Below are 16,590 nucleotides of genomic sequence, written 5' to 3'. Positions count from 1 at the left end.
AGTCATGCGTAAATTTTCAAAATATATCCTTGCCTTTTCCATCCTGACACTTTCGGGATGTGCGGAGGAATGGCTCGACAGAAAGCCGCAAAACATTATTCTGGAAGACCAGGTTTGGAACGACACCAAAATGATTACCGGACTGCTGGCTAATTATTACGATCGCCTTCCAGCTCACACATCGCTTACCACAGGATGGGCAGAGTTTGCTGCTTACGATGAAGCCATGTGGTCCAACAACGACGACGGACGTAACAACATCATTAACTATCCCTTCGATCGCTGGAGATACTGGGATTATGGTTTGATCCGTGATATTAACCTGGCTATTGAGAATATAGAACAGTACGGAACTTCCCTTACTGCCGCTCAGAAAACACAGTTTTCTTCGGAATTCCGGTTCCTGAGAGCCATGGTTTATTTCGACCTTGTAAAACGAATGGGAGGAGTCCCTCTTATTACAAAACAGTTGATTTATGACTTCAATGGTAATCCGTCTTATCTTCAGCAACCGCGTAACAAAGAAGAAGAAGTATATGACTTCATTGCTTCAGAACTTGATGCGATCAAAGGAACATTGGGTAACGGAACCAGTAACACGCGGGCAAATAAGTATACGGCAATGGCCCTGAAAAGCCGTGCTATGCTGTATGCAGCATCTATCGCTAAATACAATAACCGCCTGTCGTCGCCTATCTCGACACCTGGTGGGGAAGTTGGAATACCTGCATCCAGAGCAGCTGGTTATTATGCACAATCACTGGCAGCCTCGGAAGAAATCATTAACAGCGGGGTTTATCAGCTTTACAATACCAACCCGAACGCCGGAGAGAATTTCTATGAGGCAATTACCAAAAAGACTGCAAACAGAGAGGTTATCCTTGCACAGGATTTTCTTGTAAGTAAAGACAAGCGACATGGTTTCACGTATGACAACATTGCCCGTAACGTGCGCGAAGACAATCTTTCGTCTTCCTCCATTACTCCTTCTCTGAACCTCGTTGAAGACTATGAATACCTGGATGGAACTTCCGGTGAGCTGAAAACCAGAAATGCGGGAAATACGGATTATATCTACTATGATAATCTGCAAGGTGTGTTTGCCAACAAGGATGCAAGGTTATATGGTACCATCATTTATCCGGGTACCACTTTCCGTGGAACTCCTGTGCAGATTCAGGCAGGTGTGAAGGTTTGGAACGCTACAACTAACAGTTTTCAGAATGTGGAATCCAACACGCTTGGCTCAAACTATGACGACGGTGGCTTGCTGACTGGCTCATCGGGCCCACAACGCGCGCAGACAGAAGTAACCAACTCAGGTTTTTATCTGAGAAAGTATGTGGATCAGACTGCCATGTCGAGCACACGTGGTATTCGCAGTGATATGTGGTGGGTTAGGTTCCGTTTGGGAGAAATTCTGCTCAACGCAAGTGAAGCAGCTTTGGAAACAGGTAAAACAGCCGACGCTTTGAAATATGTAAACGTTGTCCGTGAAAGAGCCGGATTTGGAGCAAATAGCCTCAAAGCGCTTACCATGGATCGTTTACAAAACGAAAGACGTGTAGAACTTGCATTTGAAGATCACCGCGTTTGGGATTTGATCAGATGGAGAACAGCGCACGAAGTCTGGAACGGAAATGCAAACAATCCGGATGCGATGATATATGCGTTGTACCCTTATCGGGTGATTCGCCCGGGGCATCCAACGCACAACAAGTATGTATACGACAAACTTGTAGCGCCAAGGTTCCGTGCTCCACGTTTCTTCCAGCTGGGAAATTACTATTCGTCCATCGCACAGTCTGTGATCGACAACAACCCTAAAATTATCCGGAACCCGTTCCATTAATCGTCTTGTAATCATGATAAAGAAATTCATACTTCCGACTAAGCTGTTTCTGGCAGCGATCCTGACTGCCGGCATCATGTCGTCTTGTGAAAAAGATAACAGAGCGGAACCTAAATCCGTACTGAAGGGACGCATTGTATACGAAGGGCAACCAGTGGGTGTTCGCTCCAATGGCGTACAGCTGGAAATCTGGCAACGAGGTTACCAACTATTTACCAAGATCCCTGTCTACATCGCACAGGACGGAACTTTCTCTGCTTCGCTGTTTGACGGAGATTACAAACTGGTTCGCCTCCGTGGCAATGGCCCGTGGGTGGATAACACAGATACCATTGCCGTATCCCTGCGCGGAACGCAGGAGCTGGATGTTCCCGTGAAACCTTATTTTGTATTTCAAAATGACAGTTATTCCAAGGGAGAAGGTAAAGTATCCGCTACATTCAGCCTGAAACAGGTCGATGCTTCACGTACACTGGAGCGTGTCAATTTGTATATCGGGACGACGATGATCGTGGATCCAAACAACAATGCGGGTAACGTTCAGAAGCCTGCGGCGGAGATTACCAATTTGTCCCAACCGATTACTTTGACGGCAACGCTATCTGCAGCAATGGCCAAACGCGAATATGTATATGCCAGAATTGGTGTTAAAACTTCAGGCGTGGGTGAAATGTTGTTCGGAGCTCCGCAAAAAATCATGCTGAAATAATATGGTAAAGCACTTGGCTTTCCTGTTCATTGCAATCCTGGGCGCTAATTTTTCCTGCGCCCAGGATTCTTTGTTAACAGACGTTCCTGTCCATGACCCGGTTATGATCAGGCAAGATGGCACCTACTATCTTTTCGCCACAGGGAGGGGAATCAATGTATGGTCATCTAAAGACATGAAAGGCTGGAAAAAGGAAAAATCGGTATTCAGTTCACCTCCTGAATGGGCGGTAAAAGCGGTTCCCGGTTTCCGCGGGCACATTTGGGCTCCTGATATTGCGTATTATCAGGGTTTATATTACCTCTATTATTCAATATCCACTTTTGGTAAAAACGGCTCCTGCATTGGTCTGGCGACAAACAAAACCCTGGATCCGGCAGATCCTGATTTCAAATGGATCGATCATGAGAAAGTAATAGAATCCGTTCCGGGAAGAGATGAATGGAATGCGATTGATCCGAATCTCATCATTGACGAAAACAAACAGCCATGGTTATCATTCGGTTCTTTCTGGAATGGTCTGAAACTCGTCGCGCTGGGCCAGGATGCAAAAACGATTGCTCTTCCGCAAAAATGGTATACACTCGCAAGTGTGCCGGGCAATCCGGTTAAGTCAGATTCTTCAGCTGGCAAAGGAGCCATTGAAGCTCCGTTTATTTTCAAAAAGGACAAATACTATTACCTCTTCGCTTCCTATGATTATTGCTGCAAAGGTGAAAACAGTACTTACAAAATGCGGATAGGACGTTCTGAAAAACTGACCGGTCCCTATATAGACAAAGACAATATTCCGATGAAACAAGGTGGTGGAACGTTGCTACTGCAAGGCGACAGCAACTGGCACGGCGTCGGGCATAATTCGGTATATACTTTCGATGATACTGACTACCTGATCTTCCACGGATATGACGCCAAAGACAAGGGAAAATCTAAACTTCGAATCGAAAAACTGAACTGGGATGCCCAAAACTGGCCATACATCAAAATCAATAAATAATGCAAAATTGGTAAAATATATCCACCCACTTATCATTTTTTAACATATAAGAAACCAGTTTTATCATTCCATTGTAAATTTTGATCAAATCAGTTATTTTAACAAACCAATCTTGATTTACAAGTAAACAGCGTAACCCTTTCAGCCAATGAAAGTAGTACAGTTCACCATACCGGTTTCCAAAGAGAATACGATTGTAGTGCAGGAGGATATTTTGCCACATTACTACAATCATTTACACAGGCACAGGGAAGTGCAGATTGAATGGGTTATTGAAGGAACGGGCATCCTCATCGCGGGAAATTATATGCAACGGTTTGAATCAGGTGATGTTTATATTATCGGTGCCAATCAATCTCATATCTTTAAAAACGACGAAACCTACTTTGATTCGGAAGAAGGAAAACAGATCCACTCCGTTTCGATATTTTTCAATCCGCATCAGCTCATGAACAATATTCTGAACCTGCCGGAAATGAACGGAATCAGAAAGTTTGTGGATGGCTTACACAACGGTTTTCAAATTCCGAAAGAGTCAGCAGAACTGATCAAAACCATCATCAAAGAAGTAATGCAGGCGAAAGACAGTCTGCGTGTGGCATCTTTCATCACATTGCTTCACCAGTTTTCTATTGCCCGAAACATGCAGCCGCTCGCTACCAACAACAGCGAGCATATCATCTCAGAAGTAGAAGGGATAAGAATGGACCATATTTTCCAATATTTGGTCACCAATTATAAAAATCATATTTCCCTGAATGAGATCTCCGAGGTGGCCAACCTTACACCTCAGGCATTCTGCCGCTATTTCAAAAAACATACTGATAAAACCTTCGTCAGTTTTCTGAATGAATTGAGGGTAAATGAAGCCTGTAAAATGATCGTTTCGGGGAAATTCGACAGTTTTTCTGAAGTATCTTACCAAACCGGTTTCGACAATGTCACCAACTTTAACAGGGTATTCAAAAAAACAATTGGCAAATCGCCGAGAGAATACCACCGTGACTTCCGCGCAAGACTGATCTGAAACGCCTAAATCCTACCACCTTGTCAACATCAATTGCACCGGTCTGGAAAATCAACATTGATACCGGAGGAACCTTCACCGACTGCCTGGCCACAAGTCCGACTGGCAAAAAAATGCGAATCAAAGTATTGAGTTCATCGCGTTTACGCGGTACAATTACGGAGAAGATAGCACCCTGCCAATTCAGGTTCACATCTCCGTGGCAATACAGCGGCGAGGTTCTGTCTGACTACACCTTTCAAGTCGCAAATCATACAGGAAAACTGGTATCACTTTCTCATCAAAGTTCTATTTTGATGGTTGATGAAGATATTGCTATAGATAAACCGATAGATTTTGAGCTATATGCAAATGAGGAAGCCCCTATACTGGCAGCCCGTTTGCTCACCGAAACACCATTATCTGAGCCCCTACCTCCTATTGAAATGCGCCTTGGGACTACCCGTGGCACTAACGCATTGTTAGAAAGAAAGGGAGCTAAAACGCTGTTGATAGTAAGCAAAGGGTTTAAAGATTTGCTCTATATCGGCAACCAGCAGAGACCTTCGCTGTTTCAACTCAATATACCGGAACCTTCATTGTTATATACCGAAGTTTCGGAAATAGATGAAAGACTGGACGCTGAAGGTAATGTCATTACGCCCATCGATTTGGAGACGCTCCACGAACACGCTGCAGGCGATTTCCAGTCAGTGGCAGTTTCTTTACTTCACTCCTATCGCAATCCTGACCATGAAACTTCTGTCGCAAAGTTCTTCCGACAGAACGGGCATCAGTACGTATCTTCTTCAGCCGAATTGTTTCCATTTTCGCATTACCTGCGCAGGACACAAACTGCCGTTGTAAATGCATACCTGGATCCAATTCTGGATCAGTACCTGAGCAATATCCGATCAAAACTGTCGGGTAGTCTGAAGATCATGACCAGTACAGGTAGCCTCGCCGAGCTGAATGCATTTACAGCAAAAGATAGCCTTCTCAGCGGACCAGCCGGAGGCATCGTTGCTGCTTCAAATCTGGCTGCGATGCGTGGCGTGGATCATGTTATTACCTTCGATATGGGCGGAACCAGCACCGATGTGGCTCGTATTGACGGGCAACCGGAGTTGAAATATATTACCGAAATTGATGGCATAGAATTTCACAATCCGACACTGGCGATTGAAACAGTAGCAGCTGGTGGCGGATCGGTTTGCTGGTTCGATGGATTCACGCTACAAGTTGGTCCGGATAGCGCAGGTGCATCACCCGGACCGGCATGTTATGGAGCAGGTGGACCACTTACGATTACGGACGTCAATTTGTTGCTTGGAAAACTCGATGCATCGCGATTCGGTATACCCATTCGTGCAGGAGATGCAGAAAAAGCATTGGGTAAATTAAAAATTGAGATTGAAGCAACCAGTGGCAATATCCTCAGCGACCTTGAAATCCTGACGGGTCTTGAAAGTATTGCCAATGAAAAAATGGCTGATGCGATCAGAAAGATTTCGGTTGAAAAAGGCGTGAATCCCGGAGATTATGCGTTGGTCACTTTCGGTGGGGCAGGCGGACTTCATTGCTGCCAGCTGGCAGATCTGCTTGATATTAAAAATGTAATTATTCCTTACGATGCAGGTCTTTTCAGTGCTGCCGGAATTGGTGAATCGCTGATCAGCACTATTGTTTCCAGGCAAATTCTCCAACCGCTGACACAGGTTTCAGAGCATATTGAGCAGTGGAATCATGAGCTGATTCAACAGGCAATTCATATACTGGCGGAACAACAAATCCTGGAATACGAAACGGTATTTATATCTCTTTTCCTCCGGTTCTCCGGACAGGAAAATGCGCTCAGTGTAGACTGGCAAGGCGAAAAAACGGGTGAAGCCTTCAGAAAGTTATACACCGATCAGTTTGGCTATTATCCCGAAAACATGGTGATAGAGCTGGAAAGTATCAAAATAAAGGTTTGTGAAAAAGCATCTGCTTCGGAAATCAAAGAGCAGCTTACAACAGGATTGGAAGTTGATTCAGAAAGAACTGTCAGTACCATAAACCCTACAAGGATATTTGAGTGGGACTCACTGAAAGCAGGTGACAAAATCACAGGTCCTGCGATATTGCTAAACGCTACTTCAACCGTCTTTATACCTGCCAACTGGGAGCTGGTTATTCAGGAAAACAATGATGCTTCGGCATTCAATATCACATCCGGACAATCACCTAAAACAGAAGAAAAGGAAGAAATAGCCCTGGAACTGTTTACAAATCGATTTGAGGCAATCGCTGAAGAAATGGGCGCTCAGTTGCAACGTACCGCCTTTTCTGTGAATGTAAAAGAAAGGCTGGACTTCTCCTGTGCTATGCTGGATGCGGATGGCGATTTGCTTGTGAATGCGCAGCATATACCTGTTCACCTCGGTAGCATGGGTATTTGCGGCAGACTTGTGCTCGACTATATTGATATCCGTCCGGGTGATGTTGTCATTACAAATCATCCAAAATACGGCGGTTCTCACCTCCCTGATGTGACGCTCATTTCCGGCGTATTTACAGACTCCGGAGCATGTATGGGCTATGTGATCAACCGCGCTCACCATGCTGAAATAGGTGGAAAAACGCCGGGCTCCATGCCACCTGATGCTACTTGTCTGGCTGAAGAAGGCGTTGTGATCCTACCTCAATATCTGGTTAAAGGAGGTATATTCCAATGGGAAAACCTTCGAAACCTTTTTACGAAAGCGGCATATCCTACAAGGAATTTTCTTTCCAACGAGGCGGATATTATTGCTGCACTTTCGGCACTCCGAAAAGGCAGTGAACAACTCCTGAAACTCACTGAAACGCATGGCGTAGCAACGGTTAAAAAATATATGCAGCTGCTGAAGATGAGTGCCACTTCTCAGCTTAAAGCCAAAATTGACTCGCTAGCCGGAAAAACTTTCAGCGCGGAGGAATTTCTGGATGACGATCACCGTATAGCGGTTCAAATACATATTCAGCCAGACAAACAGATTTTCGATTTTACAGGAACATCCTCAGTTCATCCCAACAACCTGAATGCCAATATTTCCATTTTGCACAGCGCGATTTTGTATGTATTACGGTTATTAGTCAATAAGAAAGTTCCGCTGAATGACGGACTCATGAAGCATGTAGAGATCATCCTGCCTGACAATAGTTTTCTGCATCCACAATTTTCAGACGATCCGCTATTATGTCCTGCGGTAGTAGGAGGCAATACCGAAGTGAGCCAACGGTTGGTAGATACGCTTTTAAAAGCCTTCGGGTTGGCGGCATGCAGCCAGGGAACGATGAATAATTTCTTATTTGGAAATAAAAACTTCGGATACTACGAAACCATAGGCGGCGGAACCGGTGCAGGGGAAGGTTTCCACGGACGCTCTGCCGTACACCAGCATATGACCAACACCCGCATCACCGATCCGGAACAGCTGGAAAGAAAGTATCCGGTACGTTTGCTTGAATTTGGCATCAGGAAAGGATCAGGCGGAGATGGGAAATTCAGAGGAGGTGACGGGATCAGCAGGAAGATACAGTTTTTAGAAAAATTGCAGATCACGCTTCTGGGCCAGCACCGTAAACACGAGCCATATGGAATGGAAGGAGGAGGCAACGGAAAATGTGGTACGCATACGCTGATCAGCAAAGGAGAAGCTGCTCAGCTACCCGGTATATGCAGTTTCGAAGCAGAATACAACGATATTTTAGTGATAGAAACACCCGGCGGCGGTGGATATGGTCGTGAAAGTTAAGGTTACAGCGAATTGAGGAGCTTACACAGACAGACACAGAGTTGAACAAGAGATACACTGAGATTTTTATTAATATAACTGAGGAGATTACACAGAGAACCACAGAGTTAAATAAGAGACACACAGAGATTTTTTTTAATTAAATCTCTGTGAACCTCCATATTACCTCTGTGAAACTCTGTGTCCCAAAACCTAAACCCAACCCCTATGCCTAAATCATCTTCCAAAACCCTTCTCGGCGCAGCATTTCTGATGGCTACTTCGGCTGTTGGACCTGGCTTTCTGACGCAAACCACCGTATTCACACAGCAGCTCACTACCAGTTTCGGATTCATTATTTTGATTTCGGTGATCATTGACCTTTGTGTGCAATACAACATCTGGCAGATTGTGACAGTATCTGGCAAACGCGCGCAGGATCTGGCTAATGGCTTACTGCCGGGTCTGGGTTATCTGCTCGCATTCCTGATCGTTATCGGCGGACTGGCTTTTAATATTGGCAATGTGGCGGGAGCAGGTTTGGGTATAGAAGCGATGACAGGCGTACCCGTTCATATTGGCGCTTTGGGCAGTGCTGCAATGGCAATCGGAATATTTCTGTTCAAAGAAGCAGGAAAAGCGATGGATAGTTTTTCCAAAATCCTCGGTCTGCTGATGATCATCCTGATCCTATATGTGGCTTTCACATCGCATCCTCCACTTTTGTCAGCGGTTCACCATACTTTCATTCCTGAACAATTTGATGCCATCGCAACCCTGACGCTCGTGGGAGGTACAGTGGGTGGTTATATATCATTTGCCGGCGCTCATCGTCTTCTGGATTCCGGCGTAACCGGAGAAGCAGCATTACCGGCAGTGAACAAAAGTGCCTCAACAGGAATACTGGTCACAGCAACCATTCGCTATTTACTATTTCTGGCCACACTTGGCATAGTAATGTCGGGAGTTGCTATAAATCCCGATAATCCCACAGCTTCTGTTTTTGAAAGTGCAGCGGGCAGTATAGGCCGACAAATGTTCGGATTGATGATCTGGTGTGCAGCAATTACTTCGGTGGTTGGAGCTGCATATACTTCAGTGTCATTTGTGAGGTCGTTCCATCCGGTTCTTGAAAAATACCACACCTATCTTACAATTGCTTTCATACTGGTTTCAACCCTCGTTTTCTTATTTGTCGGAAAGCCTGTAAGTATACTCATCTTCGTCGGCACACTTAATGGTTTTGTACTCCCGATCGCGCTTTCTATACTTCTTGTTGTAAGTAGAAAATCAAGATTGATGGGAAATTACAAACACTCAGTATTACTGCAAGTTGCCGGCTGGGCTGTGGTACTTATATTAATAGCTATGGGCATTAATCTCTTTTAAACTAACCCCTTTACAATGTCTAATAACTTAAAAATCTGTTTATTTTTATTTGTTTCAACTTCTTTATTTGCTCAGAATAAGAAATCGCTTACGGTCAGCATTGATGTAAATAAGAAGGCTCAGAAAATCGACAACTTCGGGGCAGCAGGAGCCTGGTTTTCGGAAGGCATTGGCAAAAACTGGCCGACGCACAACAGGGAGCAAATGGCAGAATGGCTATTCAGCAAGGAACTGGATTCAAAAGGAAATCCGAAGGGTATAGGATTATCGGCCTGGCGTTTCAATATCGGTGGTGGTACCGCCGAGCAAGGCGATAGCAGTGGTATTTCCGATTTCCGGAAACGGGTTGAGAGTTTTCTGAATCCTGACGGTAGCTATGACTGGACCAAACAGTCGGGATACTTATGGTTTACCAAAAAAGCGAAAGATTATGGTGTCGAAAACCTGATTGCATTTTCGAATACGCCTCCCGTTCAGTTTACTAAAAACGGATTAGGCTATAAAACAGACAAAGATTATGTCTCCAATCTTCATCCTGAAAAATATGCCGCTTACGCAGGATTTCTGGCTACAGTTTTAAAACACTTCGATGAAGAAGGACTTCACTTTAAATACATCAGTCCGATAAACGAACCACAATGGGACTGGTCGCATCCTGTAGGAGCACCTGCCAAACAGGAAGGGTCTCCATGGCGAAATGAAGAAATGGCACAGGTTGTTACCAAGCTCGACAGCGCTTTGACTGCCACCAATTCTAAATCCAAAATCCTGATCACAGAAGCTGCGCAGCTGGATTATATGTATGGAAAAACAGGTGGAGCATCGAAACAGATACAGGCCTTCTTTGGGAAACAAAACCCAACTTACCTGGGTAACCTGAAAAACCTTCCTCCGATTATGGGCGGGCATAGTTACTTCACCGACAAAGGAGATAGTGCCCGCATTGCCGTTCGCCAACATGTGGCAGATACCACTTCCAGATACGGTGTTACATTCTGGCAAAGCGAATATTCTATGCTTGCGGATGGCTATAAGGAAGGTAAGAAAGGAAAAATTCCGGCTATTGACTGTGCACTTTTTCTGTCCAAAGTCATCCATGATGATATTGTATATGGCAATGCGGCAGCATGGCAACTCTGGAACAGCTGGGAGCCGGGCAGCGCCGATTTTGATACGCGTTATTATGTGATCGCTCTCAATCCGGCCAACAAAGAATATACCGATGGAACGGTTACGGCCACTAAAAACCTGTGGGCATTGGGTCACTACAGCCGTTTTGTGCGTCCTGGAATGCAACGGCTGCAGGTCGGCAGAAATGATGCTTTAACTCCCGTGGCAATAGCACAGGATGTGATGCTCACAGCTTACAGCAGCGAAAAGGAAATCGTACTGGTAACTATCAACTATACTTCGGAGTCGCGGGAACTGAAACCGGCGATCAGCAATTTTAAAGTCGGGAAAGAATATGATACCTACCTGACCACCACAGAGCAGGATGTAAACATGCTACATACTAAAGCACAGGATGCTGCAAAAGGAATTCAGATTCCGGCACGTTCTATGATGACCATTGTATTGCATAAAAAATAATTAAACTGAATTTCAATATTTGACCTATATGTTTTCAACAGAAACCTATATCCAAAGACGCAGGATATTAAAACAAAAAGCAGGCAGCGGCTTGCTGCTTTTCATTGGTAACGATGAATCCGGTATGAACTACCGCGACAATGTATACCCGTTCAGACAGGACAGTACTTTCCTGTATTATTTCGGTCTGGATGTAGCCGGACTGACGGCAGTTATTGATATCGACAACGATCAGGAAATCATTTTCGGAGACGAGCTGACGATTGATGACATTGTATGGACAGGACCGAAAGAACCTTTGGCAGAGAAAGCAGCCAGGGTTGGCATTCATCAGGTGAGGCCATCTGCAGCTGTCAGCGGATATTTAAAATCATCATCTGCGCAAGTACATTTCCTACCCCCTTATCGTGGGGAACACTATCTGAAATTACAGGAATGGATCGGAATTACACCCGCTGCCGCTAGTGAGAAAGCTTCTGTAACTTTGATCAAAGCGGTGGTCGCCATGCGTTCGTACAAATCGGAAGAAGAAATTGCTGAAATTGAAAAGGCAGTGAATACCTCCGTGGATATGCATCTCGAATTCATGCGTATCACCAAACCAGGCCTGACCGAAAAACAGGTTGCCGGCCAACTGCAAAGTATTGCAATCGGACAAGGCGGCGATATATCCTATCCTATTATCCTGACTGTAAACGGAGAAATCCTGCATACCCATACCCGCGATCTGGCGATGCGTGACGGACAATTGTCATTATGCGACGCAGGAGCAGAAACAGCGTTGCGCTATTGCGGAGACCTGACGAGAACCATCCCAACAGGCAAAAAGTTTACGACACTTCAGAAAGAGATGTACGAAATCGTGCTCAACGCAGAGGAGTTGGCGATAGCTGCTGCTAAACCAGGAGTTCTGTTCAAAGACCTGCATACATTGGCATCTACCAAATTATTGGAAGGACTAAAAGCTGTGGGTATTATCAAAGGAGATCCAGCCGAAGCAGTAGCGCACGATGCACATACACTTTTCTTCCAATGCGGGCTCGGTCATATGATGGGTATGGATGTGCATGACATGGAAAATCTCGGTGAACAGTTCGTTGGATATACTGATGACCTGAAAAAAGGAACAACTTTCGGATGGAAATCACTTCGTTTGGGTCGCGCCTTAGAACCTGGTTTTGTAGTTACAGTAGAGCCAGGATTGTACTTTATCCCGACTCTGATTGATCGTTGGAAAGCGGAGAACCGACTTGCCCAGTTCATTGATTATAACAAACTGGAATCATTCCGCGATTTCACAGGCATCAGAATCGAAGACGATATCGTCATCACAGAAACCGGCCACAGAATTCTCGGAAAACATTTGCCAAAATCGGTTGCTGAGATTGAGGCGTTGAGGTAGGAAAAAAAATTGATAAGATTCAAAACTATGGTAACCAATAGCTGGTTGAAAGTTTTGAATCTTTTTGTAACTTTAAAAGTATGAAAGCAGAACAGAAAAAAATTTCTAAGCATACAACAAGGGATGGCTTTGAATACCTAACCAAAAGACTGTTGATCAGTAAAGCTAAAAGTGCAGGCAAAATTGCTGCAAAAAATGCTATGGATACAATGGGTTATATTGTTACTGTTCAAGACGGTTGGGTAGTAAAGCGCTATGAGTCCGGTAAGATTGAGCAACTTCAGAAATTGTAATATTGGCATCATCCGATACTCCAAATTCTCAGTTACGCTTACGCGTTTTTGCCGGACCCAATGGTTCAGGCAAAAGTACCGTCATTAAGTCAATACGGGACACGATAGTAAATGGGCGCAATCTTGATTTTGGAACATATATCAATGCAGATGATATTGCCAGTGCTTTGAAAGAAAAAACTTTTTCGTTCTCTTCCTTTAACCTAAATCCGAAAAAAGAACAACTTATCAGTTTTGCAAATATCTCGGGGTTGATATATACAAAAGCTGATTTATCTCACTTCACCGATTCTTTCGATCTTAAAAATCAAGAATTGATTACCTCTCCAGATTTACCGCCTGACCGACTAGCTCAAATCACAGCCAGGTATCTCAGAGAACAATTACTAAGTGATAACCAGAGGTTCTCTTTTGAAACTGTTTTTTCTCATAGATCAAATCTTGATATTATGAGAAGAGCCGCTGAGTCAGGCTATAAAGTATATCTTTACTTTGTCTCCACGGAATCTCCGGAAATCAATAAGTATCGTGTAGCGCTACGTGTAAAGCAAGGCGGACATAATGTACCTATAAACAAGATAGAAGAGAGATATTACCGATCATTGAGTTTATTAAAGGAGGCAGCCGATTTATCTTATCAGGCATTTTTCTTTGACAATTCTATTGATAATGAACCATACAAACTAGTAGGCCACTTTAAAATGCTTGGTGACCAACAAAATTGGGATAACATCAGAGAGGATCAGATTTCGCAATGGTTTAGAAAATATTACCTGGAGGCATAGAAAATTTATTCACTTTTTACATATTACTTAATAACAACCACAATCAACCCATGAAAGAATACAAAGTAGAGTCACTGATTTTTTATTCTAAATTAACGCTTGATTCCGAGCATATTGCAAAGAAATCGAAGGAAGAAATACAGATCAAGCTGGATGAATACGCAGCAGCAGGCTACAGGCTTGTGTCAACAGATTCGACCAATTTTGGTGCTGCAATTTACTTTCACTTGTATTTTGAGAAGGACATTTGATCGATAAATAACATTTCATTGATCTAAAAATCAGACATAAAAAAATGGCAACCAGATATATCTTCGGTTGCCATTTCTCATTAAAAGAAAATACAATTTTATCTGCTTACACCAGTTGCAGTACGTGGCTTCGGAAGTTCTTTTCTTGGAATTTTCTGATCCATTTGCGCCGTGTTGTAAACAAACGCTGCTACCACTGTCGCCATCTGTTTCAGGTCATCCATAACGAGTCTTTCGTAAGTATCCACGTTGGTATGGTGGGTACGGGTATTGTACTCTATACCATCCTGAATAAACTGAAAACCGGGTAAGCCAACCGCATCAAAGCTCTGGTGATCGGTACCACCTGTATTGCGCGAAGTAACAGTCGGGTTGTCAATAATATCTTTGAACTCACCAAGCCACTTTTCGAAAACAGCGCGAGGCCCTTCATTGCCCTGAAGATAAATCCCGCGGATTCGACCTGTACCATTATCAATATTATAATAGGCCGACAATTTCTCGTGAGCCGGTAACAATTTCATCGTCTGTGGATCGCCAAATGTATTTTTTACATAATTACGTGAACCATGTAACCCCTGCTCCTCACCAGACCATAACGCAATTCTGATCGTACGTTTTGGTTTCAAACCCGTCGCCTGAAGAATACGAACCGCTTCCATCATCACCGTGGATCCCGCCGCGTTGTCGGTAGCACCGGTAGCACTATGCCATGAATCCAGGTGAGCGCCCAACATCACTATTTCATCTTTTAGCTTCGGATCCGTTCCCGGAATCTCTGCGATTACATTTCCGGTTTTCAGATTTTTGTCATAAAAAGTAGTTTTTGACTCCGCCTCAATTGTAACGGGAATGCCGCTTTCTGCCAAACGGGCAATCAGTCCGGCATATTCCGGAGCAATTTCAAATGCAGGACCAGCAACCGGAGAATCACCTTTGTAGGAAGCACCATTACTCGTAAAGAAAGTACCATGCTTACCAGTACGACCCGCCAGTTCCAGCTTGATTCCCTGTGTTTTCAAAGTACTATCAACCTTACTGCGGAAAGAACGCATTTTCAGCAACCGCTCCATTTGTTCGGGATTGAAACTGCTCTGTCCGAATGGCTGAGAATTGGTCATTTTTTCAAGATCTTCGGCAGTATAACGATTGGCATCAGGTTTAAATCCCGGATCAGTATCTGCCGCACTTCTTGTCAATACCACTTTTCCTTTCAGATTCCCACCTGCATATTTTTTCAGGTCATCCTCATTTTGAATATCTACAACTACAACCTCACCTGTAAGCGCGCCGTTCGTACCGGCGGTCCACGCCTTTGGTATAGCAATAAAAGGCATATAATAAGGTTTGGTCATGGCCAGATAACTTTTCTCAACCTGCCATCCCTTTCCGAATTCCCCCCATTCCTGAAGACTTGCATTTTTGAGCCCCCAATCTTTCAATTGCTTTACAGACCAATCAGCAGCACGCTGGAAACCAGGAGAATTCGTAAGCCGCGGACCCGTTACGTCGGTCAGATGATGTGCAATCTCTTTTACTTTTGAGTTTTCCAGACCCTCTTTTCTGATTTTAGCAAGAGCAGACTGATCTACTTCCTGAGCAAACAGCAATGCAGGAGAAAGGAAGAGTAAAGGGTAACAAATTCTTTTCATATAAGACGATAGTTGTTGAAATAATTAATATTTCAAATGTAACTATTTTTCACTTCACGCTCTCATCAAATACAACTATCAAACAATTGAGTTTTTACCAAATTAAATTCCGGAATAATAGTTTAAAACAATTTTTAGACAAAATTAAATTTTTAAGTTATTCCGCCTGTTCAGGGCCACGCAAACAGCCTGATTGGTCTGGCGGCATGAAATTTTACGAATTGTAATGGAAATCACATCGCTTTTGATATTTTGCAATATGAACTCATCAGAGCAAAAAGATTACGAACACAGCACTCCGTCAGAGGAGCAGATTGAGGAAACGATACAAATGGTTGCCCGTATACTCCAGCATCCGGCCACGAGCAGAGACGAAAATGCAGGCATTAAAAACGGATATAGGGAAGCCATCAAAATACTCACCGGCAACATCAGAAGTTATGAAGAAATTGATCTGATGCTGGAAGCCGGACAGCCGCTATCCATTGCCGTGATGGCAGTAGATTACCTTAACGGCGAATGCAGCCAAAAGGCCTTACTGGCAGTAGATCCGACACGCTGAGCTGCTTTATGAACTGTAACAGCGGAAGTTATATATAAACCAACTATCACCTGAACACTATGGGAAAAGGAAAAGACCTGTTTGGACACTACAATGACCTGGGAAAAGAAAAAGGCCCCGGAAGCGAAGAGTACGACTATGCCGGCGTGTTGTTTCAGGCATTATTGATTTTGGGAGAAAGAAAAACTTTTGAGTTGCTTGAAGAAGCAGACCTTTCAGGTAAAAAACTACAGCTTGAATATACATCTGTTGCGGCTGGCGACAGTCCGGTACCAGAGGGAGTGACCCTGGTATAATATTTCATATCATACAATATTGACAAGCCCCGGAACCGTCCTCTACGA

Annotated in this window: 14 protein-coding genes; 13 read left to right on the top strand and 1 reads right to left on the bottom strand. The window is 44.0% G+C overall.

Translation table 11 applies throughout. The features are described from left to right. The first annotated feature begins 4 nt into the window (after window positions 1–4). From DSL64_RS10525 to DSL64_RS10475, 11 genes are all read left to right on the top strand, one after another. Entirely contained in the window at window positions 5–1,852 is a 1,848-nt protein-coding gene (locus DSL64_RS10525) for a RagB/SusD family nutrient uptake outer membrane protein (protein WP_115830717.1), read from the top strand. Window positions 1,853–1,865: 13 nt separating this feature from the next. Continuing rightward, window positions 1,866–2,561 carry a DUF3823 domain-containing protein gene (locus DSL64_RS10520; RefSeq protein WP_115830716.1) on the top strand — a complete coding sequence of 232 codons (696 nt, stop codon included), beginning with the start codon at window positions 1,866–1,868 and terminating at the stop codon, window positions 2,559–2,561. A 1-nt stretch (window position 2,562) separates the two neighbouring features. Beyond that, window positions 2,563–3,558: an arabinan endo-1,5-alpha-L-arabinosidase gene (locus DSL64_RS10515; RefSeq protein WP_115830715.1), complete on the top strand. Its 996-nt coding sequence runs from the start codon at window positions 2,563–2,565 to the stop codon at window positions 3,556–3,558. Window positions 3,559–3,706: 148 nt separating this feature from the next. Next, a complete protein-coding gene (locus DSL64_RS10510) occupies window positions 3,707–4,585 on the top strand; it encodes an AraC family transcriptional regulator (protein WP_115830714.1) in 879 nt (292 codons plus the stop codon). A gap of 20 nt (window positions 4,586–4,605) precedes the next feature. Further along, entirely contained in the window at window positions 4,606–8,343 is a 3,738-nt protein-coding gene (locus DSL64_RS10505) for a hydantoinase B/oxoprolinase family protein (protein WP_229217031.1), read from the top strand. A gap of 207 nt (window positions 8,344–8,550) precedes the next feature. Next, complete coding sequence (locus tag DSL64_RS10500; RefSeq protein WP_115830713.1) at window positions 8,551–9,711, top strand: NRAMP family divalent metal transporter; 1,161 nt, start codon at window positions 8,551–8,553, stop codon at window positions 9,709–9,711. Window positions 9,712–9,726: 15 nt separating this feature from the next. Then, window positions 9,727–11,301, top strand: coding sequence for a glycoside hydrolase (locus DSL64_RS10495; RefSeq protein ID WP_115830712.1), 1,575 nt, complete (start codon window positions 9,727–9,729; stop codon window positions 11,299–11,301). Window positions 11,302–11,329: 28 nt separating this feature from the next. Then, complete coding sequence (locus tag DSL64_RS10490; RefSeq protein WP_115830711.1) at window positions 11,330–12,703, top strand: aminopeptidase P family protein; 1,374 nt, start codon at window positions 11,330–11,332, stop codon at window positions 12,701–12,703. Window positions 12,704–12,783: 80 nt separating this feature from the next. Then, window positions 12,784–12,996: a hypothetical protein gene (locus DSL64_RS10485; RefSeq protein ID WP_115830710.1), complete on the top strand. Its 213-nt coding sequence runs from the start codon at window positions 12,784–12,786 to the stop codon at window positions 12,994–12,996. A 2-nt stretch (window positions 12,997–12,998) separates the two neighbouring features. Next, entirely contained in the window at window positions 12,999–13,781 is a 783-nt protein-coding gene (locus DSL64_RS10480) for an ATPase (RefSeq protein WP_115830709.1), read from the top strand. 50 nt (window positions 13,782–13,831) lie between these two features. Beyond that, entirely contained in the window at window positions 13,832–14,032 is a 201-nt protein-coding gene (locus DSL64_RS10475) for a DUF4177 domain-containing protein (protein ID WP_115830708.1), read from the top strand. Window positions 14,033–14,130: 98 nt separating this feature from the next. On the opposite strand, the gene DSL64_RS10470 is transcribed toward DSL64_RS10475, so the two are convergent. Next, complete coding sequence (locus DSL64_RS10470; RefSeq protein ID WP_115830707.1) at window positions 14,131–15,684, bottom strand: M20/M25/M40 family metallo-hydrolase; 1,554 nt, start codon at window positions 15,682–15,684, stop codon at window positions 14,131–14,133. A gap of 259 nt (window positions 15,685–15,943) precedes the next feature. Between DSL64_RS10470 and DSL64_RS10465 the strand changes: the two genes are divergently transcribed. Then, on the top strand, window positions 15,944–16,246 hold the full coding sequence (locus tag DSL64_RS10465) for a hypothetical protein (RefSeq protein ID WP_147300352.1): 303 nt from the start codon (window positions 15,944–15,946) through the stop codon (window positions 16,244–16,246). A gap of 59 nt (window positions 16,247–16,305) precedes the next feature. Beyond that, window positions 16,306–16,542 (top strand): hypothetical protein, encoded by a 237-nt coding sequence (locus tag DSL64_RS10460; RefSeq protein WP_115830705.1) that lies wholly within the window; start codon window positions 16,306–16,308, stop codon window positions 16,540–16,542. Window positions 16,543–16,590: the final 48 nt, after the last annotated feature.

This window comes from Dyadobacter luteus, from assembly GCF_003383615.1.
Taxonomy (GTDB): Bacteria; Bacteroidota; Bacteroidia; order Cytophagales; family Spirosomataceae; genus Dyadobacter; species Dyadobacter luteus.
This window is presented reverse-complemented; position numbering and strand designations above follow the sequence as displayed.

What these genes read in the sequence shown, in the direction of transcription:
- DSL64_RS10495 (WP_115830712.1), top strand. Translation starts at nt 9,727, where the DNA reads ATGTCTAATAACTTAAAAATCTGTTTATTTTTATTTGTTTCAACTTCT.
- DSL64_RS10500 (WP_115830713.1), top strand. Translation starts at nt 8,551, where the DNA reads ATGCCTAAATCATCTTCCAAAACCCTTCTCGGCGCAGCATTTCTGATG.
- DSL64_RS10510 (WP_115830714.1), top strand. Translation starts at nt 3,707, where the DNA reads ATGAAAGTAGTACAGTTCACCATACCGGTTTCCAAAGAGAATACGATT.
- DSL64_RS10520 (WP_115830716.1), top strand. Translation starts at nt 1,866, where the DNA reads ATGATAAAGAAATTCATACTTCCGACTAAGCTGTTTCTGGCAGCGATC.
- DSL64_RS10460 (WP_115830705.1), top strand. Translation starts at nt 16,306, where the DNA reads ATGGGAAAAGGAAAAGACCTGTTTGGACACTACAATGACCTGGGAAAA.
- DSL64_RS10525 (WP_115830717.1), top strand. Translation starts at nt 5, where the DNA reads ATGCGTAAATTTTCAAAATATATCCTTGCCTTTTCCATCCTGACACTT.
- DSL64_RS10515 (WP_115830715.1), top strand. Translation starts at nt 2,563, where the DNA reads ATGGTAAAGCACTTGGCTTTCCTGTTCATTGCAATCCTGGGCGCTAAT.
- DSL64_RS10465 (WP_147300352.1), top strand. Translation starts at nt 15,944, where the DNA reads ATGAACTCATCAGAGCAAAAAGATTACGAACACAGCACTCCGTCAGAG.
- DSL64_RS10475 (WP_115830708.1), top strand. Translation starts at nt 13,832, where the DNA reads ATGAAAGAATACAAAGTAGAGTCACTGATTTTTTATTCTAAATTAACG.
- DSL64_RS10470 (WP_115830707.1), bottom strand. Translation starts at nt 15,684, where the DNA reads ATGAAAAGAATTTGTTACCCTTTACTCTTCCTTTCTCCTGCATTGCTG.
- DSL64_RS10490 (WP_115830711.1), top strand. Translation starts at nt 11,330, where the DNA reads ATGTTTTCAACAGAAACCTATATCCAAAGACGCAGGATATTAAAACAA.
- DSL64_RS10485 (WP_115830710.1), top strand. Translation starts at nt 12,784, where the DNA reads ATGAAAGCAGAACAGAAAAAAATTTCTAAGCATACAACAAGGGATGGC.